Source organism: Tahibacter aquaticus (genome assembly GCF_004363655.1).
GTDB lineage: Bacteria > Pseudomonadota > Gammaproteobacteria > Xanthomonadales > Rhodanobacteraceae > Tahibacter > Tahibacter aquaticus.
This window is the reverse complement of record NZ_SNZH01000003.1, coordinates 305375-328769: the sequence shown is the minus strand read 5'-3', so window position 1 is coordinate 328769 and position 23395 is coordinate 305375. Positions and strand designations below refer to the sequence as shown.

Genomic DNA, 23395 nt, shown 5'->3' with positions numbered 1-23395 from the left:
CGCCCGCCAGCCGCTGCTGTCAAAATTCGGCTACGCGTAACCCGATTGCGCTTTCCTGAAGCCAGGTTCTGGCCAGATCCGCCACACTACATTCCCTGGCGGACCGGCTGTGGCTGGGACCATAGCTTGGCCAGCGCCCGCACTCAGGCCGTCGCCCGCTGCGCGGTGCGGGATCCGGCGAGGGACTCGACGAGGTCGCGGTGTGCAGGCAGATCCCTGATGGCGTGCTGGCTGACGGCGCGCAGCATGGCGAATTCGCGGCGCGCTTCCTCGGCGCGCGGATAGCGCCCACGCTGATCCCGCAGGTCAGTCCGGAATTCCATGCCGTAGAGAATGAATTGCCAGCTCGCCGGCATGAACATTTCCAGATCGGTGACGAAGTCGAGACGGTGCGGTGCGCGCTGTCGCCATTCGGCGAGACGGTCGCGCAGCGATGGCGGAACGCTGGCCGTATCGGCGTTGTCGATCCAGAACGCGCTGTCGCGGCGCTGGGTCAGGCAGTAGTGAAGCTTGAGAAAATCGACGATGCGCGTGTAGCGCTCGCTCATCATGCGGTTGAAATGCGCCGCGGCGCGATCGAAGCAGGCGTCCATCGGCAGCAGGTGGGCGAGCAGATAGGTGCCCATCTCGATGAGACCGATGCCGGTCGCTTCGAGGGGCTCGAGGAAACCGGCCGAGAGCCCGATCGCCACGCAATTGTGCTGCCACTGCACTCGCCGATAGCCGGTTTCAAACGGCAGGCGGCGCGCATTCAATCCCTGCGCCGCGGGACCGATGTGCTCGCGCAGCACGGCTTCGGCGCGATCATCGCTGGTGTGCCGGCTCGAGTAGACGTAGCCGACGCCACGACGCTCCTGCAGGCCGATGTCCCAGGTCCAGCCGGCTTCGTGGGCGGTGGAGATCGTATGCGATGCGATGGGCGTGTCCGGGCCTGCGTTGGGCACCTGGATAGCCACGGCGCGGTCGGCGAAGAGCACGTCGCTCACCGGCACGAGCGGCTGCCCCAGTGCCTTGCCGATCAGGGCTGCACGCATGCCGGTGCAGTCGACATAGAGGTCGGCCTGCAGGGTGCCGATTTCCCGCGTGACGACGCCGGCGATCCCACCGTTCGCGTCGAGCGTCACATCGCAGATGGTGGCGAGCCGATGGTCGACGCCGAGTGCGCGACCTTCCGCGGCGAGCAGCGCAGCGACCTTCATGGCGTCGAAGTGGTAGGCGTAGTTCATCGGCCCTTCGTAGTCGGGATCCTGGCGACGCTTCGGCGCACGGCCGGCATCGGCGACCGCGGCCTGCAGGGTCACCGCATCGGCGAATGCCATGCCTTCGCCGGCCTCGCCGAGCAGCCAGTAAGGGACCAGATCAAGTCCGTCGACGCGCGAACTGGGCAGGTTGAAGGGATGGAAGTAGTGATTGCGGCCGGGCGAACCGGCCGGCCGGGCCCAGTCGACGAAGCGGATGCCCTGCTTGAAGGTGGCCTGGGTTTCGCGGATGAAACGCGCCTCGCTGATGCCGATCTGCGAGAGCGCGCCGCGGATCGACGGGAACGTACCCTCGCCGACACCGAGAATGCCGATGTCGGGTGACTCGACGAGCTGGATGCGCACAGCACCCGGTGTCCGGATATTGAGGGTCTTCGCCAGATAGCAGGCGCACAGCCAGCCTGCCGTTCCGCCGCCCGCGATCAATACGCTCCGCAGCATGGTTGCAGCTCCCGATTCGTGCGCTGACGGCGTGCAGTCTGACGCCAAGCCGCGCACCGTACGCCCGAATGACTGCGCTGTCATTTTGCGTTGCAACAGCGATTTTCGTCGAATGACAGCGCTATCAAACTTTGATTGACAGCGCTGCCATCGGTATGCACTCTGCGTCGCCAGCGGGTAATCACAGACGCTCGGGGACTGTCTCAGAGGGCGTCATCATCGGGAGGGATGCACCCATGTTCGTTCGCAAGACCTTGCTTCACCGTTCCATCGCCGCGGTGCTCGCGGCCAGTTCGGCCATGGCGGCGGCGCAAGGCAATGCCGGCGCGGATTCGCCGCCGGCGCCGGACGGCGGCAATGCCGAGACCACCGCACTCGACCTTGTCACGGTGACGGCGACCAAGCGCAGCACGCCGCTGCAGAAGACCCCGGTCGCGATCACCGCGATCAGTGCGCAGGCGCTGGACAAGGAACGCGTGATCACGGTGCAGGACATCACCAGCCTGGTACCCGGCTTCGCCGCGACCACCCAGGGCGACCACGGCGTGATCACGCTGACCCTGCGCGGCATCGGCAACGACAGCGCCAAGACTGAATACGCCGATCCCGAGGTCGCCCTGTTTGTCGACGGCATCTACACGCCGCGCGCGGAAGGTGCCGCCTCGTTGCTGCTCGATCTCGAATCGGTAGAGGTGCTGCGCGGACCGCAAGGCACGCTGTGGGGCCGCAATTCGACCGTCGGCGCGGTCAACATGCAGACCGCCAAGCCCGTGATCGGCGACAACTCGGGTACGGTGCAGTTCGGCCTCGGCAGCTATGCGCGCCTCGGCGGTCGCGGCGCGTTCAATCTGCCGATCAGCGACAGCTGGGCGATGCGCGTCGCCTTCGCCCACGAGCAGCATGAGGGCTACGTCGATTACCAGAATGCCGGCGCACTGCTGCCGTCGCTCGAATCACAGCGGACGGCCTACCTGGCGTCGGGCGGCGATCCGGCCGCATTCCAGGCAATCAATCCGAACCTGTTCGTCACCGGCGGCGAAAAGTACAACGCGCAGAACCAGACCGCGGTGCGGATCAGCAGCCTGCTCCAGCCGAGCGACAAATTCAGCTGGAACCTTTCCTACGAATACTTCCGCGATACCGGCACGCCGAGCATGAACCTGATGCAGAAGCCGCGCGCGGGCCAGGATTTCTGGTCCTCGCTGGTCGACACGGCGCCGTCCCTGGATCGCGAGGTGAGCAGCCTGCGCAGCCGCATGGACTGGGAGCTCAGCGATTACCTGTCGCTGTCCTACATTGCCGGCATCAGCCGCTTCGAAGGATCGGCGGATTTCGATCAGGACGGCGGCGTGCAGGTGCCGACCAGTTTCGCGACGGGCGCGACCTACCAGCAGGACCGCACCAACTATTCGGTGTATCGCAATCACAGCCACGAACTGAACCTGACGTCGAACGGCGAGAACACCATCGACTGGATCCTCGGGCTCTACTACGCCGCCGAGAAGAACAAGATCCGTTTCGATATCCCGATCTTCAATGGCACGCAGCAGGGCACGGTCGCCTGGCAAGGCTCGTTTATCCAGCCCAAGCAGACCGTCGATTCCAAAGCCATTTTCGGCCAGGCCACCTGGAACGTGTCGGACGCGTTCCGCCTGACCGGCGGCCTGCGCTACACCGATGACGCGAAGGAAAACATCGGCGGTCGCGGCTGGGGCTGGCAGGGTTACGGCAATCCCGACATTCCCCAGGTACCGATCGCCCCGGGGACCATTCCGAGCAACGCGAACGGTTTCGGATTCGGTATCGGTGGCATCAACGACGGCCAGTACGACCACGGCCAGTTGACCTGGCTGGCGCGCGCGGACTACGACGTGGCTGCGGGCTTCCTGGTCTATGCCAGCGTGTCGACCGGCTACAAATCCGGTGGTCTGCAGGACGGCGGCGTGCCGTACCAGCACGAAGAGCTGACCAATTTCGAGATCGGCACCAAGTCGAGCTTCCTCGATGGACAAGTAGTCTGGAACAACGCCTTCTACTACGAGGATTTCAAGGACTTCCAGCTTGCCGCACCGATCACGTTCGTCGACGGCAGCCGCGGACTCGGCTTCTCGAACGTGAAGGGCAGCACCAAGGTCTGGGGATTCGAATCCGAACTGAATGCGCGCCTGAGCGACGTCGATCGCCTGCAGTTCGTGTTCTCGGCGATTCCGCACAAGAAGCTCGGCACCCTGCTGTACGCCGGCTCCAACGACTATCAGGGGCTGCCGCCCTGCCCGGCCGAATCCGGCATCGGCAATTGTCTCGATGTCTCGGGCAACGAACTCGCACATGCCCCGGATGCCGCGTTCACCCTGGTCTACGAGCACGATTTCCGCTTCGCCAGCGGCGCGCGGCTGACCCCGCGCATCAGTACCCACTACGAAACCGAAAGCTGGCTCAGTGCGTTCAACCTCGGCGACGGCGACAAGCAGTCCAGCTACACCCGCACTGACCTGAGCGCGCGCTATCTCAATCCGGACGGCACCTGGTACGTCGACCTCTACGTCGACAACGCCGAGGACAAGAAGGTGCGCACGAGTGCGGGCAGGACAGCCGTCGGCAGCGGCTTTGAATACCTCTCGCAATACCTCCCGCCACGAACCGTCGGGATGAATTTCGGCTTCTGGTTCTGAGCATCCGCCGCACTGCCCGTCCGATGCATCGGGCAAATCCCCTCCCCGGCGATGACCGGAATCCGTGGACGTGCCTTCCCGCCGCGTCCACGGATTCCGGTCCGATGTCGCCGGCGGTGCATCGGGTCGGCGCGAATTCCCCGTCGCCTCGCCACAACGGCAGGCGCGAAACCCCAGCGAACCATGAGCGAGACGATGCCGAAAGACGAAAATCGAATGCAGCCTGAGCGCTTCCCCGCGGATTTCCTCTGGGGTGTGGCGACCGCCGCCTACCAGATCGAAGGCGCCTGGAATGTCGATGGCAAGGGAGAATCGATCTGGGACCGCTTTGCGCACACCCCGGGCAAGGTTCGTGGCGGCGACAACGGCGACCTTGCCTGCGACAGCTACCACCGCTTCAGCGAGGACGTGGCGCTGGTCAAGGCCATGGGTCTCGACAGCTATCGCTATTCGATCGCCTGGCCGCGCGTGCAGCCCGGTGGCCGCGGCGGTCCCAATGCGAAGGGCCTGGACTACTACCGGCGGCTGACGGATTGCGTGCTCGAGGCAGGCCTGCGCCCACTCGTGACGCTGTATCACTGGGACCTGCCGCAGGAACTCGAGGATGCCGGCGGCTGGGCCCAGCGCGATACCGCCGCGCGCTTCGGCGACTATGCGGATCTGGTCGCTGCGGCACTCGGCGATCGCGTGCGCCACTGGATCGTCCTCAACGAACCGAAGACTTTCACGTCGACCGGCTACTGGCTCGGCGTGCATGCGCCGGGGCGACGCGATGCGCGGGACTTCCTGCGCGCGACGCACGTCGCCAACCTCGCCCAGGGGCACGGCTTTCGCGCACTCAAGGCGCATCGCGCGGATTGCGAAATCGGCAGCGCTTTCGATGTCGCGCCGATGTATCCGCAGTCGGACAGTGCCGCCGATGCCGCCGCCGCCGAGCGCTGGCATCGCTTTCTCAACCTGTGGTTCCTGCATCCGGCCCTGCACGGCACCTATCCGGACGGCGTGCTGCCGGTCGACGAGATCGACGCGCTGCTTGGCTTCCTGCCGGGCGACGAAGTCACCGTGCGCGCCGACTTCGACTTCGTCGGCCTCAACTACTACTCGCCATGGCTGGTCCGTCATGCCCCCGGCGGCAGCGACATTCCGGGCCTGGACTGCATCGGCGAGTGGGCGAAGGGACGCGGACGCCTGCCGCAGACCGACATCGGCTGGGACATCGACGCGAACGGCTTTCGCGACATCCTCATGCGCATGCGCGAGCATACCGGCCACCTGCCGATCGAGATCAGCGAATGCGGCGCGGCCTTCAATACCGGACCCGGCGACGATGGCCAGATCGACGACCAGGTGCGCATCGATTTCCTGCGCCAGCACCTTAAGGCCATGGCCACGGCAATGGCCGAGGGCGTGCCGGTGCGAGCCTTCCACCAGTGGAGCCTGCTCGACAACTTCGAATGGGCGGAAGGCTATTCGCAGCGCTTCGGTATCGTGCACGTCGATTTCGAGCGAAGCCAGGCGCGCACGCTCAAGGCATCGGGCCGATGGTTTGCCGAGGTCGCGGCCGCCAATGCCGTCGCCTGACCTGCGCCTCGCCGAAAGCCGGTCGCGTGCATCGCGCAACAGGCAGGGCGCGCTGCGCTGTCGCGCCGCCCCGTCGTCCCCAGCCGGAGTGAATCCGAAACCATGAACGCCATCCCTCTCGCGGCACGCCCGCAGCGGCTGCCGACGCGACGCTATCTCGGCTATGGGCTGGGCGATTTCGCCTTCAATTTCTACTGGCTGCCGCTGCAGGTCTTCCTGCTCAAGTACTACACCGACGTGCTCGGCCTCGACAGCGGCGCGGCCGGTATCATCGTCATGATCTGCCTGATCTGGGACGGCCTGGTCGATCCGCTGATCGGCATCGTCGCCAACAAGACGCGCACGCGCTTCGGACGCTATCGCCCGTACATGCTGTTCGGCGCGATTCCGCTGGCCGTGACTTTCAGCCTCGTGTTCCTGCCGGTGCCGTTCCACGATACCGCGCTGATCGTGTATGCGCTGGTCACCCAGCTGTTGTTCCGCACGGTCTACGCCGCCGTCAACATCCCCTACGGCGCCATGATGGCGTCGATGACACGCGATTCGATGGAGCGCAACTGGCTGGCTGGCGCGCGCATGCTGTTCGCCTTCAGCGGCTCGGCCGTGGTCGGCTATGCGACTCCGCGACTGGTGGCCTGGCTCGGTGTCAGCAATCCGGACTCGGCCTATTTCTGGTCGGCGGCAATCCTCTCGTCGTTGGCGACACTGGTCATTTTCGCCAGCTACGGGTTGACCGAGGAACGCCTCGAACCGGTCGCCGAGCAGCAAGCTCATCCGCCGCTGAGCGAATTGCTGCGCATGCTGGCCAGGAATACGCCTTTCCTGCAGGCGGCCGCGGCGATCGCCCTGTTCGGCTTCGCCAGCACGGTCACCAGCGCGAGCCTGCCGTACTTCGTGCAGTACTACATGCGCGGCGAGCCGACCATGACCGGCGACCTCGCCAGCATGATCCCGTTCGTGCAGATGCTGGCGATCCTGCCGTGGACCTTGATCAGCCGCTATATCGGCAAGCGGGCGGCGTGGATCATCGGCCTGCTCATCGCAACGGCGGCGCTCGGCGTGCTGAATTTGTTCGACAGACCCGATCCGACCACGGTGTTCGTGCTGGTCGCGATGACCGCGTTCGGCTCGGCCGCGATCGCCGTCAACTTCTGGTCGATCGTGCCGGACACCGTCGAATACGGCGAGTGGCGGTCCGGCGTGCGCGTCGAGGGGTTTGTATTCGGCCTGGTAACCCTGATCCAGAAGTCAGCGCTCGGCCTTTCCTCCGCTTTCGTCGGCCTCTATCTGGTCTGGATCGGCTATGTGCCGAACCAGGAACAGACGCCGTCAACGGTCGAGGGCCTCAAGGTCATGTTCACGCTGTTCCCGATGTTCGGCATGCTCGCCTCGTGTGCGGTCATGCTGTTCTACCGGCTTGACGCCGGCACGCATGCGCGGCTGGTCGCCGAAGTCGCCGCACGCACGCCAGTGCGACCGGCTCCATGACCGATCGCGCCACGCCGGCCCAATCTGCAGCTTGCCTATACAATCGGTGCAAACGGAGCGCTTCGGCGTGGAGTCCGAACCGATGAGCAAGGCGATCATCGACGATGTGGCGGCCAGGGCGGGCGTGTCGATCAAGACCGTCTCGCGCGTCGTCAATCGCGAACCCAACGTCAGGCAACCGACGCGCGAGCGCGTCGAGGCGGCCATCGCCGAACTCAACTACCGGCCGCGACTGTCAGCGCGCGGCCTCGCCGGCAATCGCTCCTTCATGCTCGGCCTGATCTACGGCAAGCCCGGTGCGCACTACGTGCTCGACATCCAGGAAGGCGTGCTCGAGATGTGCCGGCCGCACGGCTACGAGCTGGTGATCCACCCGGGCGAGTTCCGCGACGGCGACCTGGCCAATGAGATCTCCGATCTGATTCTCGACCGGCGTATCGATGGCGTGCTGCTGTCGCCGCCGATCTCCGATCACATGGAGGCGATCGCACTGCTCAAGGACGCCGGCATTCCGCTGGTCCGGATCGCACCGACCATCGACAAGGCCGCGCATCCGTTTGTCGAGACGAACGATCTCGACGCCTCGTTCGATCTGGCCGAAGTGCTGATCGGCCTCGGCCACCGCCGCATCGGCTTCATCACCGGCCATCCCGATCACCGCGCAGTCGGCCTGCGTTTCGAGGGCTATCGCAAGGCCCTGCGCGCGAATGGCATTCCCTTCCAGGGCGAGCTGGTGGTCGTCGGCGACAACCGCTTTCATGCCGGTGAGGAAGGCGCCCGCCAGTTGTTGCAACTGGCGTCGCCGCCAACTGCAATTTTCGCCGCCAATGACGAGATGGCCGGTGGCGTGATCAAGACGGCGCTCGTCCACGGTCTGCGCATCCCCGAACAGCTGTCCGTGGTCGGCTTCGACGATGCGCCGATTTCGCGCCAGGTCTGGCCGTCGATCAGCACGATCCAGCAGCCGATCCGCGACATGGCCAAGACCGCGACCAGCATCCTGCTCGAGCAGTTGCGTTCCGGCGAGGCCGAGCAACATCCGAGCATGCATCCGGCCCGGCTCGTGCTGCGCGAATCGATCGCACCGCCGCCGTCTGGCAAAGCCTGAGCCCGTGGCGACCCGGGTCATCGCCAGTTTCGACATCGGCGGCACCAACATGCGCGCGGCCGTTGTCGCCGTCGATGGCCGCCGTGCGGAAGTGCTCGAGCAGCACCGCCGGCCGACACCAAGCCACCTGCTCGCCCCGGAGGTCACCGCGCAGGAGCGGCTCGCCGACGTGATCGACTTCATGGTGACATTCGCCGACCAGGCCCGTCAGCGTGCGCAGGCCGATGCCGTGGCCGCGGCTTTTCCCGGTCCGCTCGATGCACAAGGGCGCGTCGCCGCCCTGCCGACCCTGTGGGGCAGCGAAGGCGCGAGCCTGTGCCCACTGGCGCTCGACCGTCTGCTCGCCGAGCGCCTGCCCGGCATGCCGGTGCGCATCTACAACGACGTGAGCGCAGCCGGTTTCCGTTTCGTCGCCGAGCATCCCGATTTCGCCCTGTTCACGCTCGGAAGCGGCGTCGGCCTCAAAGTGTTCATCAATGGCCAGCCCCAGGTGGGCCCGCACGGCCGCGGCGGCGAACTGACCCACATGGTCTTCGATGCGTCAGCCGACGCACCGATGTGCGACTGTGGCGGTCGCGGTCATCTGGGGGCACTGGCGTCCGGTCGCGCCTGGCAGCGCCAGGCCGAACACGCCGCCGCAGGCGAAGGCGCAGCGGTTGAACTCGATGCCTTCGCCGAGCCGCTGGCGCGAGCGGTCGCCATGATCCACTACACACTCGGCCTGGAAACCTTCCTGTTCGCCGGCGGCCTGGCCGAAGGGCTGGGTGAACCGCTGCGCGCGGCGATCGTCCGGCGCCTTCCCGGGCAGGGCTGGCAGCAGGGTCAGGATTGGGACGCGATGATCCGACTCGCTCCGGCCGATGATGCGCATGCGCTGATTGGCGGTGCGCTCGCGCTTGCTGGCGAACCGAGACCGACCGCCGGCTGACGGCGTGCCCGCTCCGTCGATCACTCAGGCGTGCCTCGATCGGGCGCGCCGGAGCCGATGTGTGCCAGCACGGCGGACCAGGGCGCCCGCATCACGCCGACCGACGTGGATCAGGACACCCGCATCCCGCCGAAAGCCCGAGCCATCCGCAGATGGAAAAACACGACGGCCAGCGCGATGCAACTGCCGTAGCCCAGTCCGAATAGCAGCTCCAGCCAGGATCAAAGGCTGGCCATTTCGGCCAAACTATGGTCCCAGCCACAGGCCCTTTGCTCCGGCCACCGGCCCCACGCTAACATTCAAACAATCGTTTGAGGTCTACCGATGAAGCTGTCGTTCCCGATCCGCGCCTTCCTCGTTTTCCTGATCCTGTCCCTGCTGGCAGCCTGCGGCAGCGGCAAACCGGTGCGGCGCATCAATCCACCGGCGGTGACCATCCAGCAACTGGCCGTGCAGCCCGACGGGCGCTGGCAGATCGAGCTGCGCATCCAGAATTTCAGCACCGTGCCGACGGTGTTCGACACGGTCGAGGCCAGCCTGGAGATCGAAGGCGCCAATGCAGGCAGCATCTATGTGAAGCCGGCGCTGGAGATTCCGGGCCAGTCGGCCGACCTTGTCAGCCTCAGCATTACGCCCAGCCGCGAAGCGGCCACGCGCCTGGCCGAGACGGTACGCAGCGGCAGTTTCGGCTATCAGTTGCGTGGTGGCGTCACCACCAGCGAGCCCAAGAACAAATTCCCCGTTACTCAGTCCAGCCGGCTGTCGCCGGTGCCGGGCCGAGCCGACACTTATCGTTGAGAACAAAGGCAGAATCATGAGCAAGTACGCCGCCCCGCTGACCGATATGCGCTTCGTGCTGTATGACGTGCTCGGCGCCGAAGCCCTGTTCGCCCGCCTGCCCGGCGGCGAGGCGACGACGCGCGATGTGGTCGATGCCGTGCTGGACGAGGCCGCGCGCTTCAACGAGCAGGTGCTGGCGCCGTTGAACCAGAGCGGCGACCAGGAAGGCTGCCACTTCGCCGATGGCGTAGTGACGACGCCCAAGGGCTTCAAGGAAGCCTATGCGCAGTTCTGCGACGGCGGCTGGGCCGCGCTGAATGCACCGGAACAGTACGGCGGCCAGCATATGCCGGAAGCGATCGGCGCCGTGGTCAAGGAAATGATCGACTCGGCCAACCTGTCCTGGGGCAACTACCCGCTGCTGTCCCACGGCGCGTCAGAAGCGCTCAAGCAGCACGGCGAGGAATGGCAGCGCGAGGTGTTCCTCAAGCCCATCGTATCGGGCAAGTGGACCGGCACCATGTGCCTGACCGAACCGCATTGCGGCACCGACCTGGGCCTGCTCAAGACCAAGGCCGAGCCGAACGCCGACGGCACATTCCGTGTCAGCGGCACCAAGATCTTCATCACCGCGGGCGAGCACGACTTCACCGACAACATCGTGCATCTGGTGCTGGCGCGCCTGCCGGATGCGCCTGCGGGCACCAAGGGCATTTCGCTGTTCATCGTGCCCAAGTTCAAGGTGGCCCGCGACGGCACGGTGGGCGAGCGCAATGCACTGGCCTGCGGCTCCATCGAGCACAAGATGGGCATCAAGGCGTCGTCGACCTGCGTGATGAATTTCGACGGCGCCGAGGGCTATCTGATCGGCCAGCCCAACAAGGGCTTGAACGCGATGTTCACCATGATGAATACCGCGCGCATCGCGGTCGGCTATCAGGGCCTGGCGCTGACCGAGCGCGCTTACCAGAACTCGCTGGCCTATGCGCGCGACCGTCTGCAGATGCGTTCGCTCAGCGGCCCCAAGCGCCCGGACAAGCCGGCCGACCCGCTCATCGTGCATCCGGATATCCGCCGCATGCTGCTGACACAGAAGGCCTTCGCCGAAGGCGGCCGGGTGCTGGGCTATTACGCCGCCACCCTGGTCGACATCGGTGAGCGCAGCGAAGATGCGGCCGAGCGCCAGCGCGCCGATGAACTGCTCGGCTTTCTGACTCCCATCGTCAAGGCCCTGCTGACCGAGACCGCGCAGGAATGCACCTACAACGCCATGCAGATTTTCGGCGGCCACGGCTATGTGGCCGAGTGGGGCATGGAGCAGTTCATGCGCGACGCGCGCATCACCACCATCTACGAGGGCACTACGCAGATCCAGGCGCTGGACCTGCTGGGCCGCAAGATCATGCAGCTGCAGGGCGCTGGCCTGCGCCACTTCGTCGAGGACATCAGCACCTTCTGCCACGAGCAGCAGGCCAATGCCGGGCTGATCGAGTTCATCAAGCCGCTGGCCGAGCTGACCCAGGAATGGATAGGCCTGACCCAGGAAATCGGCAAGAAGTCGATGAGCGATGCGGAAGAGCTGGGCTCGGCCGCGGTCGACTACCTGTTCTATGCAGGCTATATCTCGCTGGCGTATTTCTGGGCCCGCAGCGTCGCCGCCGCCGATGCCTCGACCAGCCACAGTGCTGAGTTCAAGCAGAGCAAGCGCCTGACTGCGCGTTTCTACTATTCGCGCTTGTTGCCCCGCACACGTGGCCATATCGCCGCGATCCGCGCCGGCGCAGAAAGCCTGATGGCCATGCCCGACGCGCTATTCGGCTAAGCCGTGTTGCACCATGGCGGCGTTTGCCATGCCGCCATGGCCAGGACTGGCGCGACAGCTATCGCATCCGCTACTTTTGCAGCGCGGCCGGACCGCCGGCCGCGCAACCCTTCCCGCCCCTGCCGAACCCATAGGTTTATGGACGCGCAAGCCGGTATCCATATCCGCCTGGCCGATGCCGGCGACGACGATTTCATCCTCGGCCTGGTCGAGCGTTTCGTGGATTTCGAACTGCCGCGCTGGCGCCGCCGCGGCGAAACGGCCGAAGGCATACGCCGCGACATTGCCAGGCACCTGCGCGAGCAGCCGGCCGGATCGCATCTGTTCGTGGCCGAAAACGACGACGGCGAACGGGTCGGCTTCCTGCACGTGCAGCTGATGACCGATTTCTTCACCGGCGCGCAGAACCTGCATATCTCCGATCTGGTCACCGCCCCCGGCCAGGACGGCAAGGGCATAGGCAGTGCCCTGCTCGCCTACAGCGAACGCTTCGCCCGCGACCACCACTGCCGCTTCGTCACGCTGGCAGTATTCCAGGGCAACGAACGCGCCCGCGCGCTGTATGAGCGCAAAGGCTATGGCGTAGAGCTGCTGCGCATGGTCAAGCCGGTGAAATAGCAGGCGCGATTTCAACAGCGAAGCGGCCGGAAACCGCGCCCTCGTTCATTGTTGTGAATTCAGGGCCAATTGAAGATTTACTCGTGAAAAACCCTCACGCCAACACATACGGCTAGGCATACAATCGCGCCGGGACGCGCCGGGGGGCGCACCCGAGCCGCCAACCGCGGGCGCCGGTAAACCGAGAAACCGCCGCCAGCGGCCCGACGACCACCGGTCCCGTGGCTGCCTGCAATAGTTGCTACAGCCTTTCTGCGCTTGCTGTCTGCGTAAGGAATGGTCCGCGCCTGTCGCGGTGTCGATTTTTCCCAACAGGGGTATCCGATGAAATCGCTAGTTTCGATCCGCCAAGTATTCGCGGCAGTTTTGCTGTTCGCTCTGTTCAACGCCGCCGCCTATGCGCAGGCCACACGCACCTGGGTTTCCGGCGTGGGTGACGATGCCAATCCCTGCAGCCGCACGGCACCGTGCAAGACGTTTGCCGGCGCCATTTCCAAGACCGCCGCTTCCGGCGTCATCAGCGTGCTGGACCCGGGCGGCTTCGGCGCCGTCACCATCACCAAATCGATCACCATCGAAAACGACGGCGCCATCGGCGGCATCCTCAGCGCCGGCACCAACGGCATCATCGTCAATGCGGCGCAGACCGACAAAGTCGTACTGCGCGGCCTGTCCATCGACGGCGGCGGCTCGGGCCTCGACGGCATTCGCTTCCTTAAAGGCGGCAGCCTCACGGTCGAACGCTGTGTCATCAACGGCATCGTGCAGAAGGGCATCAACTTCATCCCCAACGGCGAAGCCGGTGTGGTTACGCCGAGCCTGGTCGTGACCGATACGCAGATCCACAATGCGGCCGATCCGACCAACGGCGGTGCAATCAACGTCGCAGCGACCAATGGCGCCACCGCCCGCGTACTGCTGGAAAATGTGCAGATGACGCGCAGCACCTTCGGCCTGAAGCTGACCGGTCCGGGCAGAGCCACCGTGCGCAACAGCTCGGCCAGCAACAACGATCTGTCGGGCTTCCAGTCCTCCGGTGCCGGTGCCGTCATGGTCATCGACAATTCCGATGCCAGCAACAACAACGGCACGGCCGTGGTGGCCTTCTCCAACGGCGTCATCACCCTGTCGCGCAGCCTGATCGCGAACAATGCCGGCGGCCTCAGCGCTTTTGCCGGCGGCGTCATCCAGACCTTCGGCGACAACCGCAACACGGCCAACACCACGCCGGGCGCACCGACCGCGCCGGTCACGCCGACCCAGTAATGGCATCGGCCTGAAGGCCGCTCCCTGCTTGCAGACGGCGCCCGGCCCTGGCCGGGCGCCGTGCGTTGAGGCCGCAATCGACACCGGCCGCGCACAACCGGTATGCTGGTCGAGGAATCAGGGAGTTACAGTGGCAGGAACGCCCGTTTAGCGGTAGGCGCCGGAGCACCGGCGTGCAAACGGAGAACTGAATGCTCGGGGCTATCCGTACCAGCAATGACATCCACACTACGCGGGTGCTGTCATTGGACTCGACCGGCCGCATCCTGGACTGGATGAGCTGGCAAGACGCGGTTTGTCTGTACGTGCGCGGCGCAGTCGCCTGGACCCTCGGCGATCCCTGTCTCACCATCCACGGCGGCATGAGCCGCGACAGCGGCCTGCAAAGCCTGCTGGAGCTGCATCCCATCGTCGCCAGCCGCGGTCATGCACGGCCCGGCAGCTACGAGCCGGCACCGGCACTCACCAATACCGCCCTGTTCGCCCGCGACCGCCATCTTTGCCTCTACTGCGGCCAGCACTTCCACAAGAGCCATCTGACCCGCGACCACGTGCTGCCGCTGTCCAAGCGCGGCCTGGACGAATGGGAGAATGTCGTCAGCGCCTGCCTGCACTGCAATGTGCGCAAGGGCAACCGCACGCCCCAGCAGGCCAGCATGCCCTTGCTGGCAGTGCCGTACCGGCCAAGCTGGGTCGAACACCTGATCCTGTCCAACCGCAATATCCTGGCTGACCAGATGGAGTTCCTGGTCGGACACCTGCCCAAGCACCGGCGCGCGAGCTAGCTGCGTCCGCCTCCCCCGGTTTGAACGGTGCGGGCATTGGTCCATGCCCTGCGGCAGCTTGCCGCAGCATTGCCCGTGTTTTGCAAGTTTGTTTCCTTGCCCCCGCCGCAACGCTCGCCGAAAATGGCGCCTTGTCGTACGGATCTAGCCTGCAATGATCGATTCTGAGCGCTACCCGCGCCTGTCCCAGCTGGAAAGCCCGGCCGACCTGCGCCGCCTAGGCGACGCCGACCTGCCGACGGTGGCGCAGGAGCTGCGTGACTATCTGGTCGAGTCCGTCGCCAGCTCGGGCGGACATTTTGGCGCCGGCCTCGGCGTGATCGAGCTTACCGTCGCCCTGCACTACCTGTTCGACACGCCCCGCGACCGCCTGGTCTGGGATGTCGGCCACCAGTGCTATCCGCACAAGATCCTCACCGGCCGGCGCGATCGCATCACCACGGTGAAGAAAAAGGACGGCCTTGCTCCGTTCCCGCGCCGCGAGGAAAGCGAATACGACACCTTCGGCGTCGGTCATTCCAGCACCTCGATTTCCGCCGCCCTGGGCATGGCCATCGCGGCCCAGCGCAAGGGCGACGGGCGCAAGGTCGTCGCGGTGATCGGCGATGGTGCCGCCACCGCCGGCATGGCCTTCGAAGCGCTCAACCACGGCGGCGACGTGGAACCCGACATGCTGGTCGTGCTTAACGACAATGGCATGTCGATCAGCGAAAACGTCGGCGCCATGAGCAAGATGCTGGCGCGCCTGCTGTCCAGCCGCCGCCTCAACCAGCTGCGCGACCGGGCCAAGCGGGCCATGCCGCGCGGCTCGTTCGTCTGGCGCTTCTTCCGCCGCTGGGAAGAACATGCCAAGGGCATGTTCGTGCCCAGCACCCTGTTCGAGGAACTGGGCTTCCACTACACCGGCCCCATCGACGGACACGACCTGCCGGCCCTGCTGCATGCGCTGCGCACCGTGAAGGAACTCAAGGGCCCGCAGTTGCTGCACGTGGTCACGACCAAGGGCAAGGGCTATGCGCCGGCCGAGTCCGAGCAGATCGAATACCACGCCGTCGGCCCGTTCGACCCCGTCAAGGGCCTGGCCAAGAAAGCGCCCGGCAAACCGACCTATACCGACATCTTCAGCGACTGGCTGTGCGACATGGCCGCCACGGACGCCCGCCTGTACGGCATTACGCCCGCGATGCGCGAAGGCTCGGGCCTGGTGCGCTTCTCGCAGGAATACCCGCAGCGCTATTTCGACGTGGCCATTGCCGAACAGCATGCCGTGACACTGGCCGCGGGCATGGCCTGCGAAGGCGCCAAGCCGGTGGTGGCGATCTATTCCACGTTCCTGCAGCGCGCCTACGACCAGCTGATCCACGACGTGGCGATCCAGAACCTCGACGTCACCTTCGCCATCGACCGCGCCGGCGTGGTCGGCCCTGACGGTGCCACGCACGCGGGCAGCTTCGATCTTTCCTACCTGCGCTGCATTCCCAACATGCTGGTGATGGCACCGTCCGACGAGACCGAGTGCCGCCAGATGCTGACGACCGGCTTCCGCCACGCGGGTCCGGCCGCCGTGCGCTATCCCCGCGGCAGCGGCCCGGGGCACGCCGTCGACAAGGAATTGACCGAACTGCCCATCGGCAAGGCCGAGCTGCGCCGCGAAGGCCGCGGCATCGCCATCCTTGCCTTCGGCAGCCCGGTGGCAGCGGCAGAAGCCGTGGCACGGGAACTCGACGCGACCCTGGTCAACATGCGCTTCGTCAAGCCGCTGGACGAGGAATTGCTGCGCCAGCTGGTACGCACGCACGAAGCCTTCGTCACGGTGGAAGACAACGCTGTGATGGGCGGTGCCGGCTCGGCCGTGGCGGAATTCTTCGCCGCCGAAGGCGTAAGCAAACCCGTGCTGCTGCTGGGCCTGCCGGATCTGTTCCTCGACCACGCCAGCCGTGAAGACCTGCTGGCGCAAAGTGGTATCGATGCCGACGGCATCCGCCGCGGCATCCGCCAGCGCTTTGCCGCCCTGCTGCCGGCGATGGCCGCACCGCTGCGCAGCGCCGGCTGAATGCCGGCGCGCGCCAGGCCGGCGCAAGCGACTACTGCCTGACCAGTTCCACGCGCCGGTTGCGCGCACGGCCGTCGGCGCTGTCGTTCGGCGCCAGCGGTTGGGCCGAGCCCAGCCCGGCCGAGCTGAGGCGATCCGCCGCAATGCCGCCGAGCACCAGCGCCTGCACCACGGCGGCGGCACGCTGGGCCGACAGTTTCCGGTTGTAGTCACGCGTGCCGACGGCGTCGGTATGGCCTTCAACGGCCAGGCGCAACGTGGCATCGGCCTTCAGCAGCGCCGTCACCTGGGCCAGTACCGGCTTCGCATCGGGCAGCAAGGTAGCCTTGTTGAAAGCGAAATTGATGTACAAGGCGACGCGGCCGTCCTGGTCCAGCCGGTCTTTCAGCGCAGCGGCCGGCGACGGCGCCTCCGGCTTGGCCTGGACGGGTTTTTCCTCCAGCACGAACACGGATATTTCGCCGGGCTGGTTGTAGACAGCGAACCAGATTGCCCTGCCCTGTTCCTCGATACGTGCCACGGTGCGTGCATCGTCCTTGGTGGACAGGAACTGCGCGCCCAGCTCGCGCAGGCGTTCGCGATAGTTGTAGGCCACGTCCACGTCGCTGTTGCCTGCCGCACCGGGCTTTGGCGTGTACTGGATATGGATGGCGCGGCCCTGCACTGGTACGTCGATGTCGCCGGCGGAGTCTTCGACGTGGAAATCAATCTTGCCGTTGTCGTCGATCTGCGGCGCCGCCGCGACGTAGTCGGGCATATGGCCGAGCAGGCGGTAGTCGGCACCCGACGCAGCGGTCAGGATGCGCCGCGGCAACTGCCGGTCGACCACGACGACAGACACCTCGCCGGGCTGGTTGTAGACCACCATCCAGCGCTCGCCCTCCGCGCTGTTCAGGCGCCCGGTGACCTGGCCGTCAGCGGCGTACAGCGTTTCCGCGCCGAGCTGGTCCAGGCGCGTGCGATACGCCGCCTGCACCTGGGCGTCGTCGGGCGTGACGGCAGCGACCGGCCGGTAGGTCTGCCGGCAGACCCTGCCGGCGACCTTGGCATAGCCGTCGACGCCAGCCTCACCGGCACGCATTTCGACCTGATCGAAGTCTTTCAACTCCGCCGCTGCCGCCGTCCAGCCCGGCAAAGGCGCCAGCGACGGGCAATCGGCCGCCTGCAGCGACGTCGCCGACAGCAACAGCCCCAACCCCAGCCATCCCTTCCGCATCGGTGTTCTCCCCTGGTTTCGACGGCGCAGCATAAGCATCGCTGCCGCCTGCCGGCATCGGCCCGCCGCCAAAAAAATACCCCCGCGCAAGGCGGGGGCATGAGCACGTTCCGATGGGTGCGACAAGCGTCGCGACCTTGGTTCCCGCCGCGCCTGCCTCACGACAGTCGCTGTGCACTGGAGCCTGATCTTGCTGCTCCGGGCGGGGGCCACACCAGCCATGTGGCCTGGAGCGTATGTTCCGCTTCGGCAGCCAGCCTGTCCGTGAGGTGCGCGCGGGTTGAGCCTTGATGCAATCGACCCGGCAACTGCCAACCACATCACATTTCCGCGGTTTCCGGGCCGGGCCAGCAGCCACCGCTGACCCGTTCCTGGCCGGCCAGGTCGCGCCAGCTGTCGATTTCGACGAAACCGGCCTGCTGCAACAGCGCGCGAACTGCCTCGGCCTGGTCGTAACCATGTTCCAGCAGCAGCCAGGCGCCGGGCAGCAGATGGCCGCCGGCCTGGGCCACGATCTGGCGAATATCGTCCAGGCCGTCGCGGCCGGCTGCCAGCGCAGCGGCCGGTTCGAAGCGCAGATCGCCTTGCTGCAAGTGCCGGTCGTCCGCAGCGATATATGGCGGGTTCGATACGATCAGGCCGAAGCGGCGTCCGTCCAGCGGTGCAAACCAGTACCCCTGCACAAACTCCACATTGACAATACTGTTTTCCTGCGCATTCTCGCGTGCCACTGCCAGCGCCGCAGCACTCGCATCGGTGGCCACCACCCTGGCCTGCGTGCGTTCGTGGGCGATGGCCAGTGCAACCGCTCCGCTGCCAGTGCCAAGGTCGGCCACGTCGACGTGCTGCCCGGGCGCCAGGCGCTGCAAGGCCAGTTCGACCAGGCGTTCGGTGTCGGCGCGGGGAATCAGCGTAGCCGGATTCACCAGCAGGTCCAGCGACCAGAATTCGCGCCGGCCGACGATATAGGCGACCGGCTCGCCCTGCGCGCGGCGTTGAATCAATTCGTCGAATTTCAACAAGGCCGCGGCGGGGAGCGCGTCGTCCGCGTGTGCATACAGCCAGACACGCGGCCGCTGCACCACGTGCAGCAGCAGTACTTCGGCTTCCAGACGGCCTTCCTCGCCGCCGAGGCGGGCGGCCGCGGCGGCGAGGCATTCACGCACATTCATCGCAACATCGCTTCCTTGTGCAGGCGCCGCTTCAGGTTTGCGCCGGCGGCGGCGGCGGATCGGGCAACGACACCGTTTCGCGCCGGCCGCTGCGCCAATAACCGCCGTGCGTCCAGGCGGCGAAGGCCCAGCGCAGCCAGGCCACCAGGGCCGAGGCCAGCCACAGCGCCCAGGCCAGCATGGCCAGCCGATGCAGCCACAGCGGCAAGGTCAGCGCACCGGCCTGAGGCAACACGTTTGCACTCTGGTCGGCAAACCAGTGCAGGGCACGCGCATACGAACCGTTGCCGCTGACACTCATGTCCGGATCGCCGAGCAGGCCCATGCAGACTGCCGCCACCAGGCACAACATCGCCGGCACGCTGAACAGCACGATGCCGACCTGCACCAGGTTGAACCATACTGGCGAGAACGTCTGCCAGCGCTCGCGCCAGTCGAGCAGGAACAGCCAGGCCACCACCACCAGCAAGGCCCACCACGAGGCGGTGGAGAAACCGAAGCCCAGCAGCAGCCATTGCCACAGTTTCAGCGGCGTGCGGCGCAGCCGGCTGATGCCGTAGGCGAACACGATCATGATGATCAGCTCGCCCCAGTACAGTACCGCCGGCCCCACCATCGGACCGTGGGTGAACAGCACCCAGCGATCCGCCGGCAGACTCAGGTTCAGGCGCAGATTGGCCGAAGGCAGGCCCAGATCGAACGCCGGCGTGCGCGTGCGCAGGCCCAGCTCCTGGGCCTGGCGCAGCTGCACCACGAAGCGGTTGCTGCCCGGCGTGACCGGCAGGCTGAGCTTGTTGTCGCGCGGCCGCAGGTTCATGGGCTGGCCGTTCTTGGCCACCGACAGCACTTCTGCCCCTTCCGGCAGCACGATGGAATGCTCGCCGCCCTGGGTGCTGCGCAGGCTCATCTCCAGCGTGGTATCCAGCGCGCGCTTGCTCGCCTCGGTGGTGACCGCTACATCGTCGATGGCGATGCTCTTGCCGACCACCGCATCCGGCCGCGACAAGGCAATGTGCAATTTTTCCTCCGGCAGCGGATGGAACTCGTGCACCCACTGGCCGCTGGGCGCCTGCGCCCGCGCCTCGGGCAGGCCTGAGAACTCCGCATGCCAGGTCGGGCTGAGCACCACGCTCCAGACTTCGGCGCGGTCGGCCAATGCCGGCGCGACCAGGTCGACCGCCTCGCCGCGCGCGAGCGTGCTGTTCCAGCTGGTCTCGCTTTCGTCCGCGCCGAAGGACAGCAGCACCTGGCCGGCCTCGACCTTGGTGTCGGAACTCATCACCTGTTCGCCGGGCAGCAGGGGCACGCGCACCGAGAAGCCACCTTCGGCCGGCGCCAGGCGCCGCACCGTGGTCAGCACGCGCCATTCCAGGTCGAACGCCAGGCTGCGCTCCACTTGTACATAAGGCGGAAACTGCTGCGCGCCACCGCGGGCCGGTCCGCTGCTGCTCGCATCGCGTTCCCGCGACAGGGTGACGGTATCGCCCAGCAGCCGGTTCTCGCTGACGCCAACCGCCTGCCAGCCGTTCAGATCCAGGCGCACCTGCGCCGGCGCCAGCACGAACTTCAGTGCCGCGTGGTCGGAATCCACCACGCGGTAGTCCAGCGTGATGCGATGCACGCCGCGATCCAGGGCCAGCCAGTCCTGTTCGTCGTGGCGCACTACGGTTTCGGCGGCAACGCCGTCGATACGCACGGCTTGCAGCGCCACGCTACCGTCGACCACCGGCAGCGGTACCGCGACGCGCTCGCCCGCATGCACTTCCAGCATCACCGCCAGCGTGTCGTTGGCCAGGCGTATTTCCACCCGCGCCGCCTTGGCACAGTCGGGCAGGCAGGGCGGCGCCTCGGTCAGGCGCTGGCGCAATTGGTCGAGCATGGCCTGGTCGGGCAGCGTGCCCTGGGCCTGGGCCGGTGCCAGCGGACTGGCCAGGCTCAGCGCCAGCAACCAGCCGGCCGCGCCCAGACCGGCGGCGTTCGCGACAGACGGCGACGGCGTGCGCGCCGCCCAATAGCGCCGCGCCAGCATCGCCAGCGTGACCAGCAGCAGCGCCAGCATGCCTATGCGCAACAGGCGCGTCAGCCAGGGCGGCGAAATCACCAGGCGCACGGTCTGTTCGGCCAGCACCGGGCCGCTCCAGGACAAACTGTATACGCGTCCATAATTCCACGAAGGTTCGCCGCGGCCGGCCTGGATCACCGTGTTCTGCGCGTAGCGCTGCACCGCATTGTTCTCCACGCGCGCCTTTTGCCGTGCGAGCGATCGCGACGATGGCGCGCCGCCAGACGATTCGCCTTTTGCGTAATTCGACAGATAGCCATCATTCGCCATCTGCGGCGGCGGCGGCGGCGCAGCAGGCGCCGGCACCGACATCGGGCTGGCTTCTTCGGTGACGATCGGGGGCGGCGCATTCAGGCTGGCCTGGAACGGCTCGGACCAGCCCGACTCCCCTTCCAGCTGCGGATACAGCGTGTAGCGCACCTGCTGCGCGACGAACAACAGCCCCCATACCGCCAGCAGTACCGCCGGCAGCACAGTCACCCAGCGCACCACGTCGCGCAGCCGCCCGGCCGGCAAGGCCTTGGCCACCAGGCCCAGCGCGATCACGCTGAGCAAGGTCCACAACGGTGAATTGTTCTCGTGGTAGCCGAGAATCAGATAGCCCAGTACCAGGCCGCCACCGAGCCAGCCCAGCAAACGGGCCGCGAGCAAGGCGGTGACAGCGACGAGGAATACATCGAGCAGGCTCCAGCGCGCGATCCAGCTGTCGCCGGCCCGGTCCGCGCCTGGCGCGGCCAGCAGGCGGTAGCTATAGGGCAGGTGCAGGCTCCAGTTGATGCTGTCGAACGACTGCTGCCAGCCCGCGATCGGCAGCTCGCCCTTGCGCGTGCCTATGCGCACGCCGGCACCGAGATTGACTGCCGATTCGCGCAGCTCGACACCGGTCAGGCCCTGGCCGGACTGGGTCACCAGCAGACCTTCGCCGCCGCTTTCGGCGCGTTCCAGTACATACGGTGCAGCCACGTCCAGGCGCCAGTCGCGATTCATGCTGCCGCTGACCCGATCCTTGGCATACATCGCCGCACCATCGAACTGCAGCCATACATCGCGCTGCAGATGCAGGCGGTTGGCATCGACGCTGGAAAGGCCGCGCGATTGTTCTTCCACCGCCAGCTCGCCGTTCGCCGCCAGGGCGAAGGCCGGCAGATTGCGCCACTCCGCCGGTACGCCGGCCTGGGCCGGATCGATCGACTGCTCGGCCCTGGCCGTGCCTACGCGCAGCCAGCTCACGGCCTCGAAACTCCAGATTTCCTGCGCCGGCCAGGGCTGCTCTATAGCCGGCAGAACCACCTTCAGCAGCGGCGCGGTGGCGCGGGCGGTCAGGCTCAGATCCCAGTCGCCAGGCTGCACCTGCATATGCAGGCGGCCGTCGTTGCTCAGCCGCGCCGTGATGCCGCCTTGCAAGGCCAGCGGCAGGAAACCCGGCGGCAGCACGGGTCCCACGCTTTCCTCGCGCGCCTGTCCCGACACATGCAGGCGTAGCCGCGTTTCCAGGCGCGCCGGAATATCGTCGCTGAGCTTGCGGAATACTTCGATGCTGATTTCGTCGGCCTGGGGCTCGCTCGCCTCGCCACGCCCCAGGGTGAGCTGCTCGCCGTTGCGCTCCAGCGGCAGCACCGGCTTGCCGTCTACGCGCAGGTCGACCAGTGCAATGGTCTGCGGCACCTGCAGCTGCTGCGGGCGCTGCACCCAGGAAATGCGACCTTCGATGCGGTGTACGCCCGGCCCCAGGCGCAACTGCGGCTCGCCTTCGCGTTCCAGCACCGCGGCGGGCTGGCCGTCGACCTGTACGTCCTGCGGCCAGTTGTCGGCATCGCCAGGCAGGCCTATCCAGCTCGGGGTATCTACCCGCCACTGCTGCACGAACCGCAGCCCGGCGGCATCGGCATCCAGCCCCAGGCGCCCGGGCCAGGCGCAGACATAACTGCCGGCCTCGTTCGCATCGCTGCCTGAAATCAACGGGCAGGCGCGGAATTCCTGATTCTTCAGCACCCAGCTGCGCCAGTCGCGCAGCACGGGGGGAATGGTATCGGCAGACGGCGTGGGCGCCGGCGATTGCGCCTGAGCGGCGCCGAAACCCAGGCAAAGCAGCAACAACAGACGCAAAGCTCGACGCATGACCGACTCCCTGATCGCGACGAAGG

15 protein-coding genes are annotated in these 23395 nt (G+C 66.4%); 11 read left to right on the top strand and 4 right to left on the bottom strand.

Annotation, left to right across the window (positions count from 1 at the left end; all coding sequences use genetic code 11):
- Window positions 1–143: 143 nt before the first annotated feature.
- Entirely contained in the window at window positions 144–1685 is a 1542-nt protein-coding gene (locus tag DFR29_RS06880; protein WP_243745978.1) for a tryptophan halogenase family protein, read from the bottom strand.
- 251 nt (window positions 1686–1936) lie between these two features.
- On the opposite strand from DFR29_RS06880, the gene DFR29_RS06875 reads away from it, so the two are divergent.
- The 11 genes from DFR29_RS06875 (at window position 1937) to dxs (ending at window position 16801) form a co-directional block, all read left to right on the top strand.
- Window positions 1937–4372 (top strand): TonB-dependent receptor, encoded by a 2436-nt coding sequence (locus DFR29_RS06875; RefSeq protein WP_133817845.1) that lies wholly within the window; start codon window positions 1937–1939, stop codon window positions 4370–4372.
- A gap of 216 nt (window positions 4373–4588) precedes the next feature.
- Window positions 4589–5953, top strand: a complete 1365-nt coding sequence (locus tag DFR29_RS06870; RefSeq protein WP_243745977.1) for a GH1 family beta-glucosidase — start codon at window positions 4589–4591, stop codon at window positions 5951–5953.
- 102 nt (window positions 5954–6055) lie between these two features.
- Entirely contained in the window at window positions 6056–7441 is a 1386-nt protein-coding gene (locus DFR29_RS06865; RefSeq protein ID WP_133817843.1) for an MFS transporter, read from the top strand.
- An 82-nt stretch (window positions 7442–7523) separates the two neighbouring features.
- The gene (locus tag DFR29_RS06860) at window positions 7524–8549 is read left to right on the top strand and encodes a LacI family DNA-binding transcriptional regulator (protein WP_133817842.1); all 1026 of its coding nucleotides are present in this window, start codon (window positions 7524–7526) and stop codon (window positions 8547–8549) included.
- Window positions 8550–8553: 4 nt separating this feature from the next.
- Window positions 8554–9477, top strand: coding sequence for an ROK family protein (locus DFR29_RS06855; protein ID WP_133817841.1), 924 nt, complete (start codon window positions 8554–8556; stop codon window positions 9475–9477).
- A 324-nt stretch (window positions 9478–9801) separates the two neighbouring features.
- Window positions 9802–10275, top strand: a complete 474-nt coding sequence (locus DFR29_RS06850; RefSeq protein WP_133817840.1) for a hypothetical protein — start codon at window positions 9802–9804, stop codon at window positions 10273–10275.
- Window positions 10276–10291: 16 nt separating this feature from the next.
- Window positions 10292–12079, top strand: a complete 1788-nt coding sequence (locus DFR29_RS06845) for an acyl-CoA dehydrogenase C-terminal domain-containing protein (protein ID WP_133817839.1) — start codon at window positions 10292–10294, stop codon at window positions 12077–12079.
- Between the two features lie 138 nt (window positions 12080–12217).
- Window positions 12218–12697: a GNAT family N-acetyltransferase gene (locus DFR29_RS06840; RefSeq protein WP_133817838.1), complete on the top strand. Its 480-nt coding sequence runs from the start codon at window positions 12218–12220 to the stop codon at window positions 12695–12697.
- A 324-nt stretch (window positions 12698–13021) separates the two neighbouring features.
- Window positions 13022–13963 carry a right-handed parallel beta-helix repeat-containing protein gene (locus tag DFR29_RS06835; protein WP_166653926.1) on the top strand — a complete coding sequence of 314 codons (942 nt, stop codon included), beginning with the start codon at window positions 13022–13024 and terminating at the stop codon, window positions 13961–13963.
- A 191-nt stretch (window positions 13964–14154) separates the two neighbouring features.
- Window positions 14155–14748 (top strand): HNH endonuclease, encoded by a 594-nt coding sequence (locus DFR29_RS06830; protein WP_133817836.1) that lies wholly within the window; start codon window positions 14155–14157, stop codon window positions 14746–14748.
- A 154-nt stretch (window positions 14749–14902) separates the two neighbouring features.
- Entirely contained in the window at window positions 14903–16801 is a 1899-nt protein-coding gene (gene dxs / locus DFR29_RS06825) for a 1-deoxy-D-xylulose-5-phosphate synthase (RefSeq protein WP_133817835.1), read from the top strand.
- 31 nt (window positions 16802–16832) lie between these two features.
- Here dxs and DFR29_RS06820 read toward each other — a convergent pair whose 3' ends face one another.
- The 3 genes from DFR29_RS06820 to DFR29_RS06810 form a co-directional block, all read right to left on the bottom strand.
- Window positions 16833–18017, bottom strand: coding sequence for an OmpA family protein (locus DFR29_RS06820; protein ID WP_166653925.1), 1185 nt, complete (start codon window positions 18015–18017; stop codon window positions 16833–16835).
- A 320-nt stretch (window positions 18018–18337) separates the two neighbouring features.
- Window positions 18338–19189 carry a peptide chain release factor N(5)-glutamine methyltransferase gene (gene prmC / locus DFR29_RS06815; protein WP_133817833.1) on the bottom strand — a complete coding sequence of 284 codons (852 nt, stop codon included), beginning with the start codon at window positions 19187–19189 and terminating at the stop codon, window positions 18338–18340.
- A 31-nt stretch (window positions 19190–19220) separates the two neighbouring features.
- On the bottom strand, window positions 19221–23369 hold the full coding sequence (locus tag DFR29_RS06810; RefSeq protein ID WP_133817832.1) for a hypothetical protein: 4149 nt from the start codon (window positions 23367–23369) through the stop codon (window positions 19221–19223).
- Between the last annotated feature and the right edge of the window lie 26 nt (window positions 23370–23395).

Excerpts from the sequence above, each read along its gene's own strand:
- DFR29_RS06875 (WP_133817845.1), top strand. The coding sequence starts at position 1,937 with ATGTTCGTTCGCAAGACCTTGCTTCACCGTTCCATCGCCGCGGTGCTC.
- DFR29_RS06870 (WP_243745977.1), top strand. The coding sequence starts at position 4,589 with ATGCAGCCTGAGCGCTTCCCCGCGGATTTCCTCTGGGGTGTGGCGACC.
- DFR29_RS06865 (WP_133817843.1), top strand. The coding sequence starts at position 6,056 with ATGAACGCCATCCCTCTCGCGGCACGCCCGCAGCGGCTGCCGACGCGA.
- DFR29_RS06860 (WP_133817842.1), top strand. The coding sequence starts at position 7,524 with ATGAGCAAGGCGATCATCGACGATGTGGCGGCCAGGGCGGGCGTGTCG.
- DFR29_RS06850 (WP_133817840.1), top strand. The coding sequence starts at position 9,802 with ATGAAGCTGTCGTTCCCGATCCGCGCCTTCCTCGTTTTCCTGATCCTG.
- DFR29_RS06845 (WP_133817839.1), top strand. The coding sequence starts at position 10,292 with ATGAGCAAGTACGCCGCCCCGCTGACCGATATGCGCTTCGTGCTGTAT.
- DFR29_RS06840 (WP_133817838.1), top strand. The coding sequence starts at position 12,218 with ATGGACGCGCAAGCCGGTATCCATATCCGCCTGGCCGATGCCGGCGAC.
- DFR29_RS06835 (WP_166653926.1), top strand. The coding sequence starts at position 13,022 with ATGAAATCGCTAGTTTCGATCCGCCAAGTATTCGCGGCAGTTTTGCTG.
- DFR29_RS06830 (WP_133817836.1), top strand. The coding sequence starts at position 14,155 with ATGCTCGGGGCTATCCGTACCAGCAATGACATCCACACTACGCGGGTG.
- dxs (WP_133817835.1), top strand. The coding sequence starts at position 14,903 with ATGATCGATTCTGAGCGCTACCCGCGCCTGTCCCAGCTGGAAAGCCCG.
- DFR29_RS06820 (WP_166653925.1), bottom strand. The coding sequence starts at position 18,017 with ATGCGGAAGGGATGGCTGGGGTTGGGGCTGTTGCTGTCGGCGACGTCG.
- prmC (WP_133817833.1), bottom strand. The coding sequence starts at position 19,189 with ATGAATGTGCGTGAATGCCTCGCCGCCGCGGCCGCCCGCCTCGGCGGC.
- DFR29_RS06810 (WP_133817832.1), bottom strand. The coding sequence starts at position 23,369 with ATGCGTCGAGCTTTGCGTCTGTTGTTGCTGCTTTGCCTGGGTTTCGGC.